Annotated in this window: 18 protein-coding genes; 9 read left to right on the top strand and 9 right to left on the bottom strand. The window is 74.1% G+C overall.

What is annotated here, in order from left to right:
- Positions 1–32 precede the first annotated feature (32 nt).
- A complete protein-coding gene (locus Asera_RS22975) occupies positions 33–992 on the top strand; it encodes a helix-turn-helix transcriptional regulator (RefSeq protein ID WP_030446065.1) in 960 nt (319 codons plus the stop codon).
- A 259-nt stretch (positions 993–1,251) separates the two neighbouring features.
- On the opposite strand, the gene Asera_RS33660 is transcribed toward Asera_RS22975, so the two are convergent.
- Entirely contained in the window at positions 1,252–1,809 is a 558-nt protein-coding gene (locus tag Asera_RS33660) for a TetR/AcrR family transcriptional regulator (RefSeq protein ID WP_035296397.1), read from the bottom strand.
- A 57-nt stretch (positions 1,810–1,866) separates the two neighbouring features.
- On the opposite strand from Asera_RS33660, the gene Asera_RS22965 reads away from it, so the two are divergent.
- Positions 1,867–2,886: a DsbA family protein gene (locus tag Asera_RS22965; protein ID WP_030446062.1), complete on the top strand. Its 1,020-nt coding sequence runs from the start codon at positions 1,867–1,869 to the stop codon at positions 2,884–2,886.
- A 103-nt stretch (positions 2,887–2,989) separates the two neighbouring features.
- Here the strand turns inward: Asera_RS22965 and Asera_RS22960 are convergent, their stop codons facing one another.
- Positions 2,990–3,541, bottom strand: coding sequence for a TetR/AcrR family transcriptional regulator (locus tag Asera_RS22960; protein ID WP_030446061.1), 552 nt, complete (start codon positions 3,539–3,541; stop codon positions 2,990–2,992).
- 72 nt (positions 3,542–3,613) lie between these two features.
- Between Asera_RS22960 and Asera_RS22955 the strand changes: the two genes are divergently transcribed.
- Positions 3,614–4,834: an FAD-dependent monooxygenase gene (locus Asera_RS22955; RefSeq protein ID WP_030446060.1), complete on the top strand. Its 1,221-nt coding sequence runs from the start codon at positions 3,614–3,616 to the stop codon at positions 4,832–4,834.
- 256 nt (positions 4,835–5,090) lie between these two features.
- Here the strand turns inward: Asera_RS22955 and Asera_RS22945 are convergent, their stop codons facing one another.
- The 5 genes from Asera_RS22945 to Asera_RS22925 form a co-directional block, all read right to left on the bottom strand.
- The gene (locus Asera_RS22945; protein WP_244844215.1) at positions 5,091–6,617 is read right to left on the bottom strand and encodes an FAD-dependent monooxygenase; all 1,527 of its coding nucleotides are present in this window, start codon (positions 6,615–6,617) and stop codon (positions 5,091–5,093) included.
- A 331-nt stretch (positions 6,618–6,948) separates the two neighbouring features.
- Positions 6,949–7,152 (bottom strand): cupin domain-containing protein, encoded by a 204-nt coding sequence (locus Asera_RS22940; protein ID WP_212804711.1) that lies wholly within the window; start codon positions 7,150–7,152, stop codon positions 6,949–6,951.
- Positions 7,137–7,304, bottom strand: a complete 168-nt coding sequence (locus tag Asera_RS22935) for a hypothetical protein (protein ID WP_212804710.1) — start codon at positions 7,302–7,304, stop codon at positions 7,137–7,139. The genes Asera_RS22940 and Asera_RS22935 overlap by 16 nt, the downstream gene beginning before the upstream one ends.
- 18 nt (positions 7,305–7,322) lie before the next feature.
- Positions 7,323–7,886, bottom strand: a complete 564-nt coding sequence (locus Asera_RS22930; RefSeq protein WP_157034788.1) for a TetR/AcrR family transcriptional regulator — start codon at positions 7,884–7,886, stop codon at positions 7,323–7,325.
- Positions 7,887–8,270: 384 nt separating this feature from the next.
- The gene (locus tag Asera_RS22925) at positions 8,271–9,356 is read right to left on the bottom strand and encodes a DUF5937 family protein (protein ID WP_030446056.1); all 1,086 of its coding nucleotides are present in this window, start codon (positions 9,354–9,356) and stop codon (positions 8,271–8,273) included.
- Positions 9,357–9,456: 100 nt separating this feature from the next.
- Between Asera_RS22925 and Asera_RS22920 the strand changes: the two genes are divergently transcribed.
- Positions 9,457–10,773, top strand: coding sequence for an MFS transporter (locus Asera_RS22920; RefSeq protein ID WP_084131434.1), 1,317 nt, complete (start codon positions 9,457–9,459; stop codon positions 10,771–10,773).
- On the opposite strand, the gene Asera_RS22915 is transcribed toward Asera_RS22920, so the two are convergent.
- Entirely contained in the window at positions 10,669–11,490 is an 822-nt protein-coding gene (locus Asera_RS22915; protein WP_030446054.1) for a helix-turn-helix transcriptional regulator, read from the bottom strand. The genes Asera_RS22920 and Asera_RS22915 overlap by 105 nt on opposite strands.
- Positions 11,491–11,628: 138 nt before the next feature.
- On the opposite strand from Asera_RS22915, the gene Asera_RS22910 reads away from it, so the two are divergent.
- The 3 genes from Asera_RS22910 (at position 11,629) to Asera_RS22900 (ending at position 13,818) form a co-directional block, all read left to right on the top strand.
- A complete protein-coding gene (locus Asera_RS22910; protein ID WP_030446053.1) occupies positions 11,629–12,408 on the top strand; it encodes an NAD(P)H-dependent oxidoreductase in 780 nt (259 codons plus the stop codon).
- Between the two features lie 110 nt (positions 12,409–12,518).
- Positions 12,519–13,214, top strand: coding sequence for a MerR family transcriptional regulator (locus tag Asera_RS22905; RefSeq protein ID WP_030446052.1), 696 nt, complete (start codon positions 12,519–12,521; stop codon positions 13,212–13,214).
- A 76-nt stretch (positions 13,215–13,290) separates the two neighbouring features.
- A complete protein-coding gene (locus Asera_RS22900) occupies positions 13,291–13,818 on the top strand; it encodes a GNAT family N-acetyltransferase (protein WP_030446051.1) in 528 nt (175 codons plus the stop codon).
- A gap of 17 nt (positions 13,819–13,835) precedes the next feature.
- Here the strand turns inward: Asera_RS22900 and Asera_RS22895 are convergent, their stop codons facing one another.
- Positions 13,836–14,840 (bottom strand): alpha/beta hydrolase, encoded by a 1,005-nt coding sequence (locus tag Asera_RS22895; protein ID WP_051802181.1) that lies wholly within the window; start codon positions 14,838–14,840, stop codon positions 13,836–13,838.
- Between the two features lie 225 nt (positions 14,841–15,065).
- On the opposite strand from Asera_RS22895, the gene Asera_RS22890 reads away from it, so the two are divergent.
- On the top strand, positions 15,066–15,815 hold the full coding sequence (locus Asera_RS22890; RefSeq protein ID WP_051802180.1) for an FkbM family methyltransferase: 750 nt from the start codon (positions 15,066–15,068) through the stop codon (positions 15,813–15,815).
- Positions 15,816–15,862: 47 nt separating this feature from the next.
- Positions 15,863–16,405 (top strand): DinB family protein, encoded by a 543-nt coding sequence (locus tag Asera_RS22885; protein WP_030446048.1) that lies wholly within the window; start codon positions 15,863–15,865, stop codon positions 16,403–16,405.
- Positions 16,406–16,458: the final 53 nt, after the last annotated feature.

The raw sequence follows: 16,458 nt of genomic DNA, 5'->3' as shown, positions 1-16,458 counted from the left end.
TCCTGGCCGCAGCGGGTGCCACACTGCGTCTCATGCTGCAAACCTCGGCGCGGCTGCTGCGCCTGCTGTCCCTGCTGGAGTCGCGGCGCGACTGGGGCGGCCCGGAGCTGGCCGAGCGGCTCGGCGTCAGCGTGCGCACGGTGCGCCGCGACGTGGACAAGCTGCGCGAGCTGGGCTACCCGGTGGCCGCGGCGACCGGCACGCTCGGCGGGTACCGGCTGGGTGCCGGTGCGGCGCTGCCGCCGCTGCTGCTCGACGACGAGGAGGCGGTCGCGGTCGGGGTCGCGCTGCGCACCGCGGCCGGTGGCGCGGTCACCGGGATCGAGGAGACCGCGCTGTCGGCGATGACGAAACTGGAGCAGGTGCTGCCGCCGCGGCTGCGGCACCGGGTGCGGGCGCTGAACGTGTCGGTGCTACGGGTACCGACCGCGGCCGGGCCGACCGTCGACCCGCAGGTGCTGACCACGCTGGCCGCGGTGTGCCGGGACACCGAGCGGGTTCGGTTCGACTACCGCAGCCACGAGGGCGAGGACACGGTGCGCACGGTCGAGCCGTACCGGCTGGTCGCCTGGGGCCGCCGCTGGTACCTGGTGGCCTACGACCTGGAACGCGACGACTGGCGCACGTTCCGGGTGGATCGGATCACCCCGCGCACCCCGACCGGGCCGCGGTTTTCGCCCCGCCCACTGCCCGCCGACGACCTCGCCGAGTACGTGGCGCGGCGGGTGTCGACCGCGCCGTGGCGCTACCAGGCGACGGTACGGGTGCTGATCGGCGCGGACGAGCTCGCGGCGCGGATGCCGGCGTCGGCGGGGCAGATCGACCCGGTCGACGAACACAGCTGCCTGTTGCGCACCGGGGCCGACAACATCGACATGCTCGCGGTCTACCTGGGGATGTTCGGCGCCGACTTCGAGGTCGTCGACCCGCCGGAGCTGGTGACGGCGGTGGCGGCGCTGGCCGATCGGTACGCCCGCGCCGCCCGGCCCTGACCGCCGGCGCTGCGGTGGCCGATGGTGATGTCGAGCAGGCTGGTCGCCGGGATGCGCCGAGCGGGGTCGGCAGGCCGGCACCACGGTGCCGGGGCCACCCTGGACGCTGGCAGCCCCCTGCGGCACAGCGGTCGCCATCTCATGATCGGCTCGCGGTTCAGCCGCGGCCTGCGCACGGGTACCGGGCGAGGCGCCGTGCCGAGCACGCGGCGCTCGTCGACGTGGCGCCGGTACGCGCGGGCGGCGTCCGGACTGCCGGTCAGCTGGTGATCAGCGCCCAGCAGGCGGTGGCGAGCCGTTCCGGTTCGACCGGTGGGGTGGCGGCCGACGCGTCGGCGATCACACCGACCAGCGCGCCCGCCAGCCACGCGGCGTGCACCGTGGCCGGTACCTGGGGGCCGACGGTGGGCCGCTGGCCGGCAGCGAACCGGTCGCGCAGTGCCGCGGCGAGACGGTCACGCAGGTCGGCGGCGAACCGGGCCGAGCCGTCGGCGGACAGCAGCCGGGCGTAGTGCGCGCGGCGGGCGGCGATCTGCTCGAACAGCCGCACCAGCGGTTCGGGCGGTACGTCGCCGGGTGCGCGCAGCGGGCACAGCGCGGCCTGGTCGACGACCGCGGTGACCGCGTCGCCCATCGCGTCGGCGAGCAGCGCGTCCCGGTCGGGGTAGTGCTGGTAGACGGTGGCGCGGTTGATGCCGGCGGCGGCGGCGACCGCGGCGATGGTGACGCTGGCCGGTGGTCGTTCGGCGGCGAGGGCCAGCGCCGCGTTTCGCAGCGCGGCGCGGGTGCGGCGGGCCCGGGGGTCAGCGGGGTTCACGCCACCACTATACGACACCTGTTGGCTAAACGACAGTTGTCGGTTACCGTGGTGGGCATGCGTATCGAGATCTGGGCCGACCTGGTCTGCGGCTGGGCGTACGTGGCGAAGCGGCGGATCGAGCGCGCCCTCGCCGACTGGCCGGGCGAGCCACCCGAGCTGCACTGGCGCCCGTACCGGATCGACCCGACCGCGCCGCCACGGCCGGTGCGGCTCGGGCAGGCGTTGCAGGACCCGCAGGTCGCCGCCGCGCTCGCCAGCTGCGGTCCGGATCCCGACGAGGCGCCGGCCGCCGCCCGGATGCGAGCCGCCGCCGCGGCCGCCGACGAGGGCATCGGCCCCCGCTTCGGTGCCGCCTGGCGGGTCGATCCCACCGACGCGCACCGGCTGGTCGCCCTCGCGTACCGGCAGGGCGGCGCGGCAATGCAGGGCCGGGTCGTCGAAGCGCTGCTGCACGCGCACTTCGTCGCCGGCGAGCCGATCAGCGACCCGGCGGTACTCGCGCGCATCGCCACCGACGCCGGGCTCGCCGCCGACGTGCTCGCCGACGGCGCGGGCGCCGACGAGGTGGCCGACGCGCTGCTGGTGGGCCGGGCGCGCGGCATCGTCGCCTCGCCGACCATCGTGGTCGGCCGCTTCGCGCTACGTGGTGCCCAGCCGCCGGAGGCGATCCTCGACCTGCTCCGCCAAGCCCAATCCGGCGACGTCGATTCCGGTGACAGCGAAGACGGCCCGGTCGAGCGGTACCGGTGGGCCGAGTCGCTGCTGGCCGGCGGTGATCCGCTCGGTGCGCTGCGGCTGCTCGCACCGGTGCTCGCCGAGCACCGGGAGCCGGCGGTGCTGGAGCTCGCCGGCCGAGCGTACTTCGCCTCGGCGCAGCTGGGCCGGGCCGAGGCGGTGCTGCGCGAGCTGGTCGCCGCGCGGCCGGACGACGCGTACGGGCGGCTGCTGCTCGGCCGCACCCTGCAGCGGCAGGGCCGCGCCGACGACGCCGCGGGCGAACTGCGCCTGGCCGCCGCGATGGACCCCGGCTACGGGGAAGCGGCGAGTTCCCGGGCGATGTCGTTCGGCGGGTAGATCTCGCCCGGGCTCCGCTGCTGCCTGTTCAGCCCGCGGACCCGCCCGTCCCCGGTAGCGTGCCGCGGCCGGGCGGAGTGGGCGCCAGGCGCGGCGAGCCAGGTCAGGCCGGGCGCGGCGGGTGGAGGCCGAGCGCCGCGCACGCAGCGTCGAGGGCCGCCCGGCGCAGCTGCTCCTCCGGTACGTCGGGGAACTGGATCGTGCAGTCCTGGATGCCGCCGAACGCGACGACCGCCCGGGCGGCCTGCTCCAGCGTGGGGTCGGCGCCGTGCAGCAGCCGGCCGAACCGGCGTCGCCAGGCCAGCACGACCTCGATCAGGCCCAGTTCGGCGAAGGTGGTCAGCTCGCTGAGCATCAGCATGATCTCGGCGCGATGCCGGTAGTGGAAGTCGAAGTACCCGTTCAGCAGCACGTACGGGTCGACCTCGGGCAGCGCCTCCTGCGCGGCGAGGAACGCCTCCTCCTCGTCGATGATCGGCTGCACGATGCTGCGCACCAGCTCCTCCCGGGACGAGAAGTGGTAGTAGAGCGCCGGTTTGGTGATGCCGAGCTGGTTGGCGATCTCCTGCAGGCTGGTGCGGTGCACGCCCTGCCGGGCGAACAGCTCCCGGGCGGTGCGCTGGATGCGCTGCTTGGTGTCGGACGGGCGAGGCATGTGGCCACCCTACCTTACTTACCGATAGGTAAACGGGTACGCTTACCTATCGGTAAGTAAGGAGGCATGCCCATGCGGGTTCTCATCTCCGGCGCCAGCATCGCCGGGCCGGTCCTGGCGTACTGGCTGACCAGACACGGTTTCACCGTCACCGTCGTGGAACGGGCGCCGGCGCCACGCAGCACCGGCGGCCACGCCGTCGACCTGTTCCGTCCCGCGGTGGACATCGTGGAACGGATGGGCGTACTCGCCCAGGTCGAGCAGCGGGCCACCGGCACCAACCGGATGACGCTGTACCCGCAGGGCGCGCGGCGCGGCGTGCAGGTCGACCTGGCCAAGATCTTCGGCGCCGCGTCCGCCCGGCACGTCGAGATCATGCGCGACGACCTGAGCGAGATCGTCCGCGACGCCACCCGCGACGACGTCGAGTACCGCTACGGCGACTCGATTACCGCGATCGGCGCCGACGGCGAGGTGCGGTTCGAGCACGCCGCGCCGCGCCGGTACGACCTGATCGTCGGCGCCGACGGGCTGCACTCGACCGTGCGCCGGCTGACGTTCGGCGACGAGGCGCCGCTGCGCTCCTTCATCGGCGCGTACTTCGGGGTGCTGAGCCTGCCCAACCCCGGGCTGGATCGCGAGCTGCGCATCCACGTCGGCGTCGGTCGCACCGCCGGCATGTACGGCGCCGCGCACCTCGGCGACGCGCGCGTGCTGTTCCTGTTTCGCAGCGACCGCGAACTCGACTACCGGCACCGCGACACGGACCGGCAGCGGCAGCTGCTGCGCGACGCGTTCGCCGGCTTCGACCCCGAGGTCGACGGCTGGCTGGACGAACTCGACCGCACCCCGTCGTTCTACTTCGACTCGATCAGCCAGCTCAAGATGGACACCTGGTCGCGGGGGAGGGTGACGCTGGTCGGCGACGCGGGTTACAGCCCCGGCCCGGCTGTGGGCGGCAGCACCACCCTGGCCGTGCTCGGCGCGTACGTGCTGGCCGGGGAGCTGGCGGCGGCGGGCGGCGACCACCGGCGCGCGTTCGGCGCCTACGAGCGCATCATGGCCCCGTACGTGCGCGGCAGCCAGGCGTCGGCACTCAGCGCGGCGAAGACCCTGATCCCGACCTCCCGGCTCGGCGTGACCGGGCTGGCCCAGGTCTCCCGGCTGGTCGCCGCACTGCCCACCCGCGCCGGCCGCGCCGTGCTGCGCCTCGCCACCAACAGCGCCCGGCTGTACGACTCGATGACCGTCGCGGACTACCCGTCCTCGCCGGTCGCCCCGGAGGCAGCGTGAGCGCAGCCGGCCCCACGACACGGTCGCGTCGACGGCCAGCTCCAGCCGGCCCTCGACGGCCCACGGCCGGACCAGCCGGGTCACCGCGGCGTCGAACTCCGCCGCCTCGGCGGCCGACAGGTGCAGCCGGGCCAGGCTCGCCGTCGAGTGGAACTGCTCGACGTAGTCGGGCCCGGTCCGGGTACTCGGTCGTCACCGCGTCGCTCCTCCTGCGCCGCCGTCGCACTGCCACCGGCGGCCGGCCACGGCCCGCCCGCTAGCCGACCGACCCGGTCGCCGCTGCGGCGGGACTGCCGAACCAGCGGCCGAGGTGGTCGTCCAGCTCCTGCTGGTCGTCGCCGATCCAGGCGACATGGCCGTCGGGCCGCAGCAGCAGGCACGGCACGTCCACCGCCGCGGTGCGGTCCGCGAGATGATCGACCCGGTCCGACCAGCCGCCGACGGTCAGCCGTTCGGTGCGGTCCAGCAGCAGGCCACGGCCGCGATGCAGCAGATCGTAGAGCCGCCCGTCTCGCACGTCGACGTCGCGCAGGCGGCGGCCGAGCAGGTCGGCACCCGGACCGCCGGGCTGCTTGCGACCCGCGCCGCGGTGCCGAGAACCCGGCTCGCCAGCCTCGCCGCGGTGCCGATCGTTTCGCTCGCGAGCCTCGCCGTCCGGCCGATACCTCGGTTCGCGCGTGTCGCCGAGGTCGTACCGGATGTCGATCGCGGTGAGCTTCTCGATCAGGTAGCGGTTCACCTCGTCGAAGTCCATCAGCTCGGAAAGCAGCCTGCGGACGGCCTGCGGGCCCGGCTCGGTGGAATGCAGCTCCATCTGCGCCCGGGTGTTGTCCAGCACCTGCTCGGCGACCGGATGACGTTCGGCGTGGTAGGTGTCCAGCAGCGAATCCGGCGCCCAGCCGCGGACCTGCGCGGCGAGCTTCCAGCCGAGGTTGACGGCGTCCTGGATGCCCAGGTTGAGGCCCTGCCCGCCGGTGGGCGGATGGATGTGCGCCGCATCGCCCGCCAGCAGCACGCGCCCGATCCGGTAGCGCTCCGCCAGGCGGGTGGCGTCACCGAACCGCGACATCCAGCGCGGCGAGTGCACCCCGAAGTCGGTTCCCGCGACGGTGCGCAGCTCGCGGGCGAAGTCGGCGAGGGTGGGCGGTGCCGCGCGCTCGCTGACCTCCGCGGCGGGGACCACGACACTGTAGGTACCACTCCCAGTGGGTCGAAGCTGGAGACGGTGCCGGGTCCCGCCGACCTCGGCCACCCGGGCGGCGATGAGGTCCGGCGGGGCAGCAAGCTGCATCTCGCCCATCAGCGTCTCGGTGCGCGCGGGCTCGCCGGGGAAACCGACGCCGAGCAACCGGCGCACGGTACTGTGCGCGCCGTCGCAGCCGACCAGAAAGCGGGAACGCAGCCGTTCGCCGCCGGAGAGCACGACGGTGACGCCCTCGTCGTCCTGCTCGACCGCGGTCACCGCGGCGCCGCGCCGTACCGTCGCGCCGAGGCCGATCGCGTGCCCGGCGAGCAGGCGGACGAGCACCGGCTGCGAGATGCCCAGCAGATAGGCGTGCGCGGAGTCCAGCCCCGGCGGTACCGGCTTGTCGATGGCCGCGAAGAAGCCGGCGGCCGGGCGCTGCCGCGCGTGTGGCCGGATGCGCTCCAGCAGGCCGCGCATCGCCATCAGTTCGATGCTGCGGATGTGCAGCCCGACGATGCGCACCACCGGCACCGGTTCGCGGTCTCGTTCCAGGACGAGGACCCGTACGCCGTGTAGCCGCAGTTCGGCGGCCAGCATCGCGCCGGTCGGTCCGCAGCCGGCGATGACCACGTCGTGGTCGATCGGCGTCCGGTCGTGGTCGCCTGGCGATCGACCGGCGGGGTGGTGACCGCGCCCGGCGGGGTCGGGCGAGCGCGGTGCGGCGACAGGGTTCATGGTCGTGCCTTCCGGGAGTACCTGGGGGCGCTCCCGGCGACACCTACGTCAGTCGCCGACCGGGACGGGAACGGGGAGCACCCACGCCGATGCTGCGTACATGGGTCTCACCTCCCCGGCCGAGGTCACGGTCCACCGAACGCTACAAGTCCGGACGCCACGGTGTCCACTCGCGCCCGGAGGCGATGGCCGCTCAGCGATCGAGGAACTCCAGCTCGGCCTGCTGGCCCGCGGTGAGCAGGAAGTACCCGAGGAACGTCACGCCGGACTCCAGCGCGTCGAACCGGGCGATGCGCGCCCCCGCCGGTTCGTAGAAGGTGTCGCCGGCGCTGAGGACGGTCTCGGGTTCCCCGTCGATCTGGTACACCACCGAGCCGGACTCTACGGAGCCGAACACCGGGCCGTTGTGCCGGTGCAGCCCGCCGGCGGTGTCGGGGCGATCACGATGCGCCGCACCTCGACCCGCTGCACCGGCAGCGGCGCCGGCAGCGGCTGGTCGATCAGCACGGTACGGGTGATCGGGGCGGGGGAGTGCTGCTGGTGGTCCATCGAGTCCTCTCCGGTGGGTCAGGTGGTGGGTCGGGTCAACAGCGCCAGGACGCCGGTGACGGCCTGGTCGAACGGGTCGTCCCGGTCTGCCGCGCGGGCCACCACGTAGCCGCCCTGCAGTACCGCGACGACCACCGCGGCGGTGGCCCGCGGGTCGAGGCCGGGATCGAACTCCCCCGCGTCGCGGCCCGCGGCCAGCACCTCGGCGAGCCGGGTACGCAGCCAGGCGAAGGTCTGCTCGACCGGCTCGCGCAGCAGCGGATCGGCCATCACGTCCGGGTCCTGGGTCAGCCGGCCGATCGGACAGCCCTTCTGCACCTCGCGATCGCGCCGCAGGTAGCCGGTGATCCGTTGCGCCGCGGTACCGGGAGCGGACAGTTCCGCGTCGGCCGCGGCCCGCAGCTGCTCGGCGGTCCGGCGGATCGCGGCCAGCGCCAACTCACGCTTGCCGGCGAAGTGGTGGTACATGCTGCCCTGCCCGGCGCCGGCCCGCTGTTGGATGGCCTTCGGGCTGGTCGCCACGTACCCGCGCTCCCACAGCAGCTCCCGGGTGCTCTCGATCAGCCGCTCCTGCGTGTCCACCGTCGCAGTGTACATACCAGTAGGTACAGCCGATGGTTGCCCCCGGACAGCCGGATCCGCGGGAGGTCCGCCACTGACCGAACCCGCCGGGACACCCCGGACCGCGTCCGGGACGGCGTCGGAACAGTCGTGCCGAAGCACCCGTCCAGTTACGTAACTGACGAATCTGCCGGGGATCTCTCGGGCAATCCCGTTGCTATTTATTGGATTATCAATACTAGTTAACCAGTAATATGCAGAAATACTGCGCTCGGGCGACACCACATAATTCCCGTTATGTGGTGCCGGGCATGATGGGGCAGCGCATCACCGGGCGGTGTCGACCCACGCGCAGATCAGAGGGAACGAACACCGGCGACCGGACGAGACCGGGCGCCGCGGCGGTCAGCGCAGCACGGCGGCGAGCAGGTCGGTGCCCAGCGTCGCCAGCTCCGCCGAGTCGAGGGTGTAGTGCACGTAGCGGCCGCGCCGCTGCGCGGTGAGCAGGCCGGCGCGGCGCAGCACGGCGAGGTGGCGGGAGACCTCCGGGGACGAGAGCTCCCAGGCGCGCGCGAGTTCGCCGGTGGTGTGCGGGCCGCGGGCCAGGGTGCGCATCAGCCGCAGCCGGACCGGATGCGCGAGCGCCTCCAACCGGCGCGCGACCGTCTCCATCGGTACCGGATCCGCCGCGCTCGGCTCGGCCACCGGGTACTGCACCACCGGCTGCCAGCCCGGCGCGTGGATCGCCACCAGGTGCGGGCGGCCGAAGGCGCTGGGGATGAACGTGATCCCGGTGCCGTCGGCGGTCGTCGCGGCGTCCTGCAGCTTGTCCACCACGATGTGGTCGCCATCCGGCGCCAGGCTCACCGCGCCGGAGACCGACGCGAGTGCCGCTGCGACACTTCGACGCTTGAGCAGCTCGTTCTTCAGCCGCAGATCGCTGGCCAGGTGCGCGGCGACGCCGGTCCAGGCGGCGTCGAAGAACGCCTCGCCGCACTGCTGGAGGGTGTGGCGTACCCGGGCTCGGACGGCGGCCGGGTCGGCGAGCAGCCGTTCGGCGAACGCCTCCTGGACGGCTCCGCGGGCCTGGGCCAGATCCAGTGCCCGCTCTCGTGCGGCGGCATCGGCCAGCGGCGACGGAGCGCCGAAGCGGACCCGGTTGCTGCCACACGTGGTGGTCAGCGCGGAGGTCACGTACTGCTCGTCGTCGATCCGGTCCACATCGTCCAGTTCCTCGGCGAGGCTGTGCCGGGGCCGGGCGGGGACCAGGAAGTCGGCCCGGGAGGAGCGCCAGAGAAACTCCGCCTCCCGCAGCCGCTCGGCCAGCTCCGCCGGCATCCCGGCCCAGACCTCACCCGCCCAGACGGCCAACCGGGGGTGATGCCCGGGCTCGGCCAGCACGTGCAACATCGCGGTCAGCTCGGCCAGCGGGGAGGCGACGAACCGCAGCTGCTCGGCCCGCACCCCGGTGATGTCGATGCGCAGCGCCATGGCCCCATCATCGCTGCTACCGCGGCCGCCGACGGCGTCGGTTGACGATGTCCGTCAACCGACGTGCCACCACCGGCCGCCGGACTCCACCGTGGACGCCATGGCGCCCACGACCAGAATCCGTCCCCGCGCCCTGCTGCGCGCCTCCGGCGGCCCCCGGTACGCCGGTGCCCTGGCCGTGGACGCGCTCGGCACCGGCCTGCTCCGGCCCTTCCTGCTGCTCTACGGGATGACGGTGCTCCGGCTGTCGGCGCCGGTCACCGGCGGCGCGATGACCATCGGCGTCGTCGCGGGCCTGGTGTGCATGCCCGCGGTCGGGCGGTGGCTGGACCGGGGTGCACGCAGTACGGTCGTGGCCGCATCGATGCTGGTCCGGGTGCTGGGCGTGGTACTGCTGCTCGCCGCCCCGACCCGAAACGTCTGGCTGTTCGCGGCCGCGGCGCTGTTCCTCGGCATCGGCAACCAGACCTGGCCGGCCGCCCACGCCGCCCTCGTGTCGAGCGTCGCGCACGGCCGGGAACGCGACGCCGCCCTCGCCGCCGGCCGCTCCGTACGCAACGGCGGGCTGGGCGTCGGCGCGCTGCTCGCCACCGCGTGCCTCGCCGGCGGTACCGGGGCCCTGCAGGTGCTCGCCGCGGGCACCGGGCTGGCCTACCTCGCCGCGGCGAGCCTGGCGTGGTCGACCCGGGTACGCGACGATCCCGCGGCCGCCGCCGCGCCGGGGCGCGACGAGCCGGCGCCCCGGCTGGGTACCCTGCTGGCCGCCAACGTGATCTACGCGTTCTGCCTCAACGTCACCGAGGTCGCGCTCCCGCTGGTACTGGTGACGCAGCTGCACGCCTCCCCGGTGTGGTCGGCGGTGATCTTCGTGGCCAACACGGTACTGGTCGTCACGCTGCAGGTACCGGTCACCGTCCTGATGTCCCGCTTCCCCCGCCGGCTCGTCCTGGCCATCGCCGGCGTGGTACTCACCGCGTCCTACCTCGGTTTCCTCGCGGCCAGCTCCCTCGGGCACGGCTGGGGTCCGCCGGCGGTCGCCGCAGTGTCGGTGCTGTGCGCCCTCGGCGAGATCTGCTACGCCGGCAGCGCCACCGCGCTGGTCGCCGCGCTGGCCCCGGCCCGCGTCCGGGGCCGCGCCCTCGCCCGCTTCCAGCTCTCCACCGGTTTCGGCCTCGCCGCCTCCCCGGCGGTCATCACCGCGGTCGCTCCGCACGGCGCGGTCGCGCTCTGGGGCGGTCTGGCCGCCGCGACCCTGCTCTCCGCCACCGCCGTCGCCCGCGGCGCGGTGCGCAGAAGGACAACAGAGCCCAGCTCAGCGGTCGGCGTCGGCGGCGGCATCGAGGCTCGCGAGCAGCCGCAGGCCGTCCTCGGCGGGGCTGCCGGCGGCCGCGGACAGCACCAGCAGCTCCAACCCTGACCCGTCCGGCAACGCGAAGTTCTCCTGGTGCAGCTCCAGCAGCCCGACCAGCGGATGCCGGAACGCCTTGCGCCCGTGCCCGCGGGCCCGCACGTCGGCGCGGGCCCAGAGCCGGCGGAACCGTTCGCTGCCCATCGCCAGCTCGCCGATCAGCGACGCCAGCTGCGGGTCGTCCGGGTACTTGCCGGCGGCCAGGCGCAGGTGGCCGACCACGTCGAGCGTGCAGTTCGCCCAGTCGGCGTAGAAGCCGTCGGCGGCTTCCTCCAGAAACAGGTGCCGGGCGGTGTTGAAACCCGGCATCGGCTGGCCGTAGAGCAGGCCGGCGAGGTGGTTGCCGGCCAGCACGTCCAGGCGGTGGTCCATGATCAGCGCGGGTGCGTCGGCGACCAGCGTCAGGACCCGTAGCAGCTCCGGCCGGACCCGGCCCACCGGCGTCCTGGTGCGGCGCCGGCGCTGCCTGGCCAGCCGGTACAGGTGGCCGCGCTCGGTCTCGTCGAGGCCGAGGACCCGGGCGAGCGCGTCGAGGACCTGCTCGGACGGTTGCGTCGCGCGGCCCTGCTCCAGGCGTACGTAGTAGTCGACGCTGACCCCGGACAGGTGCGCGATCTCCTCGCGGCGCAGCCCCTCGACCCGCCGGCGGGTGTCGGTGGGGATGCCGACGAGCGCGGGGTCGACCCGGGCACGCCGGGTGCGAAGGAATCCCGCGAGGTCGTCCATGCCCCGAGTATGGCGCCGGTGGCTGCGGTGAAGGTGGTCCTGCCGTTACCAGGAAGTCGCGTCCGACGGTACCGGCGGCCCTGAACGGCGGGCGCGGGCGCGGCCAGGATCGAGCCCAGCCGATCCGAAGGAGTACCCGTGAAGACGCTGATCGTTTACGCCCACCCGGAGCCCCGGTCTCTCAACGGCTCGCTGAAGGACCTCGCGGTGACCACCCTGGAGTCCGTGGGGCACCAGGTCCGGGTGAGCGACCTGTACGCGATGAACTGGAAGGCGGCCGTGGACGCCACGGACTACGGCACCGACGCCGTGCGCCGGTTGCAGGTCGCCGCGGACTCCGGTCGGGCGTTCGACGCCGGCACACTCACCCCGGACGTCGTCGCCGAGCAGGAGAAGCTGCTGTGGGCGGACACGATCGTCTTCCAGTTCCCGCTGTGGTGGTACACGATGCCCGCGATCCTGAAGGGCTGGGTGGACCGGGTGTTCACCTACCACTTCGCGTACGGGGTGGGCGAGCACAGCGAGACCCGGTACGGGGAACGCTTCGGCGAAGGTACCCTCGCCGGTCGCCGGGCCCTGCTGTCGGTGACCGCGGGCGGCCCCGAGTCGCACTACGGGCCCCGCGGGATCAACGGCCCGATCGACGATCTGCTGTTCCCCATCCAGCACGGCATCCTGTACTACCCGGGCATCGAGGTGCTGCCGCCGTTCGTGCTGTACGGCGCCGACCGGATGACCGCCGAGGACTACCCGGACGTCGCGAAGGCCTGGCAGGAGCGGCTGCTCACGCTGGAGTCGACCGCGCCGATCGCGTTCCGGCCGCAGAACTTCGGTGACTACGAGATCCCGTCGCTGCACCTGAAGCCCGGTCTGGAACCCGCCGGCCGAACCGGCTTCGGGCTGCACGTGCGCCGCTGACCCGCGCCCGTCCAGCCGGCTCTGCCTTGGACGTTATCGTCGAAGCATCTGGTGGGCTCTCGGAACATCACCGGGGTTCTCTCGGCCGGAGCCTCGATCGGGGGTGTGCGGTGCGACCGGTCGACCTGGCCCGCGAGCACGGGCTGTCCGCCCAGACGGTCCGCAACTACGACGCGGCCGGCGTGCTCCCGCCGACCGAACGCACCGCCACCGGGTACCGGCGGTACACCCCGCTGCACGCCCAGGCGCTCCGGGCGTTCCTGGCGCTGCACCGCGGCCACGGGCACCGTGCGGCGGTCGACATCATGCGTGCGGTCAACCGCGGCGACACCGACACCGTGTACCGGCTGATCGACGCGGCGCACGCCGAACTCGGCGCCGAACGCGACACCCGCGCCGAGGTGGCGACCGCGCTCGGCGAGCTGTCCGGTACCACGCCGGCGCCGCTGCGCGGCCAGCCGCTGACCGTGGGGGAACTCGCCCGCCGCCTCGGCGTGCACGCGGCGACGCTGCGTACCTGGGAGGCCGACGGCATCCTGCACCCCGACCGGGACCGGGCGACCGGCTACCGGCGGTACGGGCCGGACGCCGTGCGGGACGCCGAGATCGCGCGGCAGCTGCGCCGCGGCGGGTACCCGCTGCACCGGGTCGCCCGGTTCGTCGAGTCGCTGCACGAGGCCGGCGGGGCGGAGCCGCTGCGCGCGTTCCTCGACTCCTGGCAGGAACGCATCGCCGCGCGCAGCCGGGCCCTGCTCACCGGCGCCGCCCACCTCGACACCTACCTCACCACCCGCGCCCAGCCGTAGCCGTGCCGGCTGCCGGGGCCTGCGGTGGGCTCGCTTAGGCTGGTCGTCTCATCATGGCGCGCGACGAGGATCAACCATGCCCGGCAGTACCAGGATCCGCCTGATCGAACCCGCCGACGCAGCCGCGATCGCGGCGCATCGGGCGCGGGACGCCGAGGCCTTCCGGCCCTGGGAGCCGGCCCGCCCGGCCGACTTCTTCACTTCGCAGGGCCAGGCGGAGCGGATCGACGGCCTGCTGGCCGGGTACCGGGCCGGTACGGTCTGGCCGGGGGTGGTGCTCGCCGACGGCCAGGTGGTCGGGCAGGTGACCGTCGGGGGCATCCTGGCGCAACCGCACCTGCGCCGCGGCTCCGTTGGCTACTGGATCGGCAGCGTGGCGCAGAACCACGGGCACGCCGGGCGGGCGGTCGGGCTGCTGCTGCGGGTGATGGCGGACGAGCTCGGGCTGCATCGCGCCGAGGCGTCCACCAACCTGGAGAACCTGCCGTCGCAACGAGTGCTGCGCCGCAACGGCTTCCACCCGTACGGGGTCGCGCACGCCGCGATCCTGCTCGACGGGCGCTGGCGGGACGGCCTGCTGTGGGAGCGGATCCTCGGCGACTGAGGGTCGGCCAACGGTGGTCAGGTGGTGAGGATGCCGGCCAGGGCGGTGAGCGAGCCGGTACCGGGGGCGAGGTAGTGGTCGTGGTCGGCGACGCCCGCGGTGCAGAACCGTCGGGCGCCGAACGCGGGGTCGGTCGGGCGCCGGCCGTGGCCGAACCCGCAGCGACGGACACCGGGTACGAACCGGGTCCAGTCGCCGGGCGCGCAGGCCGCCCAGATCCGGGCGGTGGCGCCCAGCCCGGTGGCGGTGTCGACGCCGAGGCCGGGTGAGCCGAACACGGCGATGTCGCGTACCTGCGGGGGCAGTGCGGCCGCGGCGAGGCCGACGACGACCGAGCCGTAGCTGTGGCCCAGCAGCATGATCGTCGCGTGCGGCGCGACCACCGTCAGGCCGCGGACGAACCGGGTCAGGTCGGCGGCGCCGGCGGCGGCGAGTCGCCGGCGGGCGACCTCGATGCGCTGGCCGCGCGGGGCACGGTAGCCGAGCCACGCGATGACGGCGACCCGGTGGCGCAGCGCGTCGGCGGCCCGGTACAGGTTCGCCGCCTGTACCGCGGGGGCCCGGTGCGGGTGGCCGCCGAGGCCGCGGGCGAAGTCGGCGAGCCGGCTGTCGGCGCCCGGTACCAGCACCGCGACCCGCTCGGCGGTCGTCAGGTCCCCGTACACCAGGGCAACCCGGCCGGGCGGGGACGGATCGAACAGCAGGTACTGGCCGGTCCAGGTACCGAACCGGGTGGGCCGCATCCGCCGCCGGTTCGCCGCGTACCGCATGGCCGGCGGCGCGCCGTCCAGGGCGCCGACCGCGGCGGGGAAGCGCGCCACGAGCCGCCGTCGCGCCGGCTCGGTCAGCGCCGCGAGGTAGTCGTGCACCGCCTGCGGCGCCACCTCGACCGGTCCCGGGCGGCGCGGCGGTCCGAGGTGGCTGCCGTCGGGCCAGGGGCGGCCGGCGGTGGCGATCGCCCGGGTCAGGTTGGCCTGGGCGCGCGGGATGCGTTGCCGGACAACGACTGTCGACGTACTCACCTGCCAGAGTGTGCGGCGCGCCGGGGCACCGCGGCATCGGCCCGGCGGCTACCGCGGGGGGCCGCGACTGCCCGCGAGGCGTACGCCGGTGCGCCGATGCCGCGCGACCGGGCCGGCGCCTAGCGTCGAGCCCCGACCGGTCGGTGGACGCCGGTGGCCCGCGCCGCTGCCGACCCGTACCGGGCCGGCCCGACGCCGGGTCGTTCCCTCGATGTCAGGAGACCGATGCACCGCCTCGACCGGCCGGCCGTGACCGCCACGGTGGCCAACCTGCTCGCCCGCTGGACTCCGTACCTGGACACCGAGCTGTACACGCTGCCCGCGCTGGTGCGCCCCGGCGACGTCTGCGTGGACGTCGGTGCCGCGGCCGGCCTGTACTGCCAGGCGATGTCGCAGCTGGCCGGGCCGACCGGCCGGGTGCACAGCTTCGAGCCGGTGACCTTCTCGCATCCGGTGTGGTCGCGGGTACTGGGTGCGCAGCGGCGCGGCAACGTGTGCCATCACCCGGCGGCGGTCGGCGCGGAGCCGGGCCGGCGCTCGATGCGGGTGCCGTTCGACGACCGCGGCCCGGCCACCAGCCGGTCGTTCCTGGACTGGCACACCCACGGGGTGGGCTCCAACGCCGAGTACCCGTACCACGTGGACGTGCCGGTGCCGGTCGAGACGCTCGACGGGCTGGCCGCGGCCGGCCACCTGACCCGGCTGGACTTCCTCAAGATCGACGTCGAGGGCGGGGAACTGCACGTCCTGCACGGCGGCCGGCAGGTGATCGAGCGGTACCGGCCGACGCTGCTGGTCGAGATCGAGGCGCGGCACACCGCCCGGTACGAGTACGCCGCGGGCGAGGTCGCCGCCTGGCTGACCGAGCGTGACTACCAGATGTACGCGTGGCGTCGCGGCTGGCGTCCGGTCGACGCGGTGTGCGTGCACGCCAACAACTACCTGTTCCGGCCACGCGGTACGGCGGGCCGCTGACCCAATCCGCTTGCGGCCACGTTGCGTCACCGGGCAGGCTCGACGCCATGAGTGACATGTGGGCCGAGGGCGCCGAGGATCCCCGCGACTACGGCAACCCGGTGGGGGAGAAGGCGACGCTGCAGGGGTACCTGTCGAACTACCGGCTGACGCTGGGCATGAAGTGCGACGGGCTGAACCCCGAGCAGCTCGCCCGCCGCTCGGTGCCGCCGAGCACGATGAGCCTGCTGGGGCTGATCCGGCACATGGCCAGCGTGGAACACCACTGGTTCGAGCGGGTCCTGCAGGGCCATGCCGACCTACCCCGGCTGTACCGCACCGCCGACGACCGGGATGCCGACTTCAACGGCGCGATCGGTGAGCAGGCGGTGGTGGACGAGGCGTTCGCCAGCTGGAAGCAGCAGATCGCGAGCGCCGACGCGTGGCTCGCCGGGTTCGACGAGGCCGAGCTGGGCCGCGAGGTACCGCTGGGCCGCGACGACACGGTCAGCGTCCGCGACGTGCTGGTGCACATGGTCGAGGAGTACGCCCGGCACGCCGGCCACGCCGACCTGCTCCGCGAGTGCATCGACGGCCGTACCGGACAGTAGCCCGGTCGCCCGGCGACATGCCCGCCGGCGCTCGACGCCCGGCACCGATCGCA

The organism is Actinocatenispora sera, assembly GCF_018324685.1.
Classification (GTDB): Bacteria; Actinomycetota; Actinomycetes; order Mycobacteriales; family Micromonosporaceae; genus Actinocatenispora; species Actinocatenispora sera.
The sequence above is the reverse complement of the archived record's forward strand: the minus strand, read 5'-3'. Positions and strand labels throughout refer to the sequence as shown.

What these genes read in the sequence shown, in the direction of transcription:
- Asera_RS22975 (WP_030446065.1), top strand. Translation starts at nt 33, where the DNA reads ATGCTGCAAACCTCGGCGCGGCTGCTGCGCCTGCTGTCCCTGCTGGAG.
- Asera_RS22965 (WP_030446062.1), top strand. Translation starts at nt 1,867, where the DNA reads ATGCGTATCGAGATCTGGGCCGACCTGGTCTGCGGCTGGGCGTACGTG.
- Asera_RS22960 (WP_030446061.1), bottom strand. Translation starts at nt 3,541, where the DNA reads ATGCCTCGCCCGTCCGACACCAAGCAGCGCATCCAGCGCACCGCCCGG.
- Asera_RS22955 (WP_030446060.1), top strand. Translation starts at nt 3,614, where the DNA reads ATGCGGGTTCTCATCTCCGGCGCCAGCATCGCCGGGCCGGTCCTGGCG.
- Asera_RS22945 (WP_244844215.1), bottom strand. Translation starts at nt 6,617, where the DNA reads ATGCTGGCCGCCGAACTGCGGCTACACGGCGTACGGGTCCTCGTCCTG.
- Asera_RS22935 (WP_212804710.1), bottom strand. Translation starts at nt 7,304, where the DNA reads ATGGACCACCAGCAGCACTCCCCCGCCCCGATCACCCGTACCGTGCTG.
- Asera_RS22925 (WP_030446056.1), bottom strand. Translation starts at nt 9,356, where the DNA reads ATGGCGCTGCGCATCGACATCACCGGGGTGCGGGCCGAGCAGCTGCGG.
- Asera_RS22920 (WP_084131434.1), top strand. Translation starts at nt 9,457, where the DNA reads ATGGCGCCCACGACCAGAATCCGTCCCCGCGCCCTGCTGCGCGCCTCC.
- Asera_RS22915 (WP_030446054.1), bottom strand. Translation starts at nt 11,490, where the DNA reads ATGGACGACCTCGCGGGATTCCTTCGCACCCGGCGTGCCCGGGTCGAC.
- Asera_RS22900 (WP_030446051.1), top strand. Translation starts at nt 13,291, where the DNA reads ATGCCCGGCAGTACCAGGATCCGCCTGATCGAACCCGCCGACGCAGCC.
- Asera_RS22890 (WP_051802180.1), top strand. Translation starts at nt 15,066, where the DNA reads ATGCACCGCCTCGACCGGCCGGCCGTGACCGCCACGGTGGCCAACCTG.
- Asera_RS22885 (WP_030446048.1), top strand. Translation starts at nt 15,863, where the DNA reads ATGAGTGACATGTGGGCCGAGGGCGCCGAGGATCCCCGCGACTACGGC.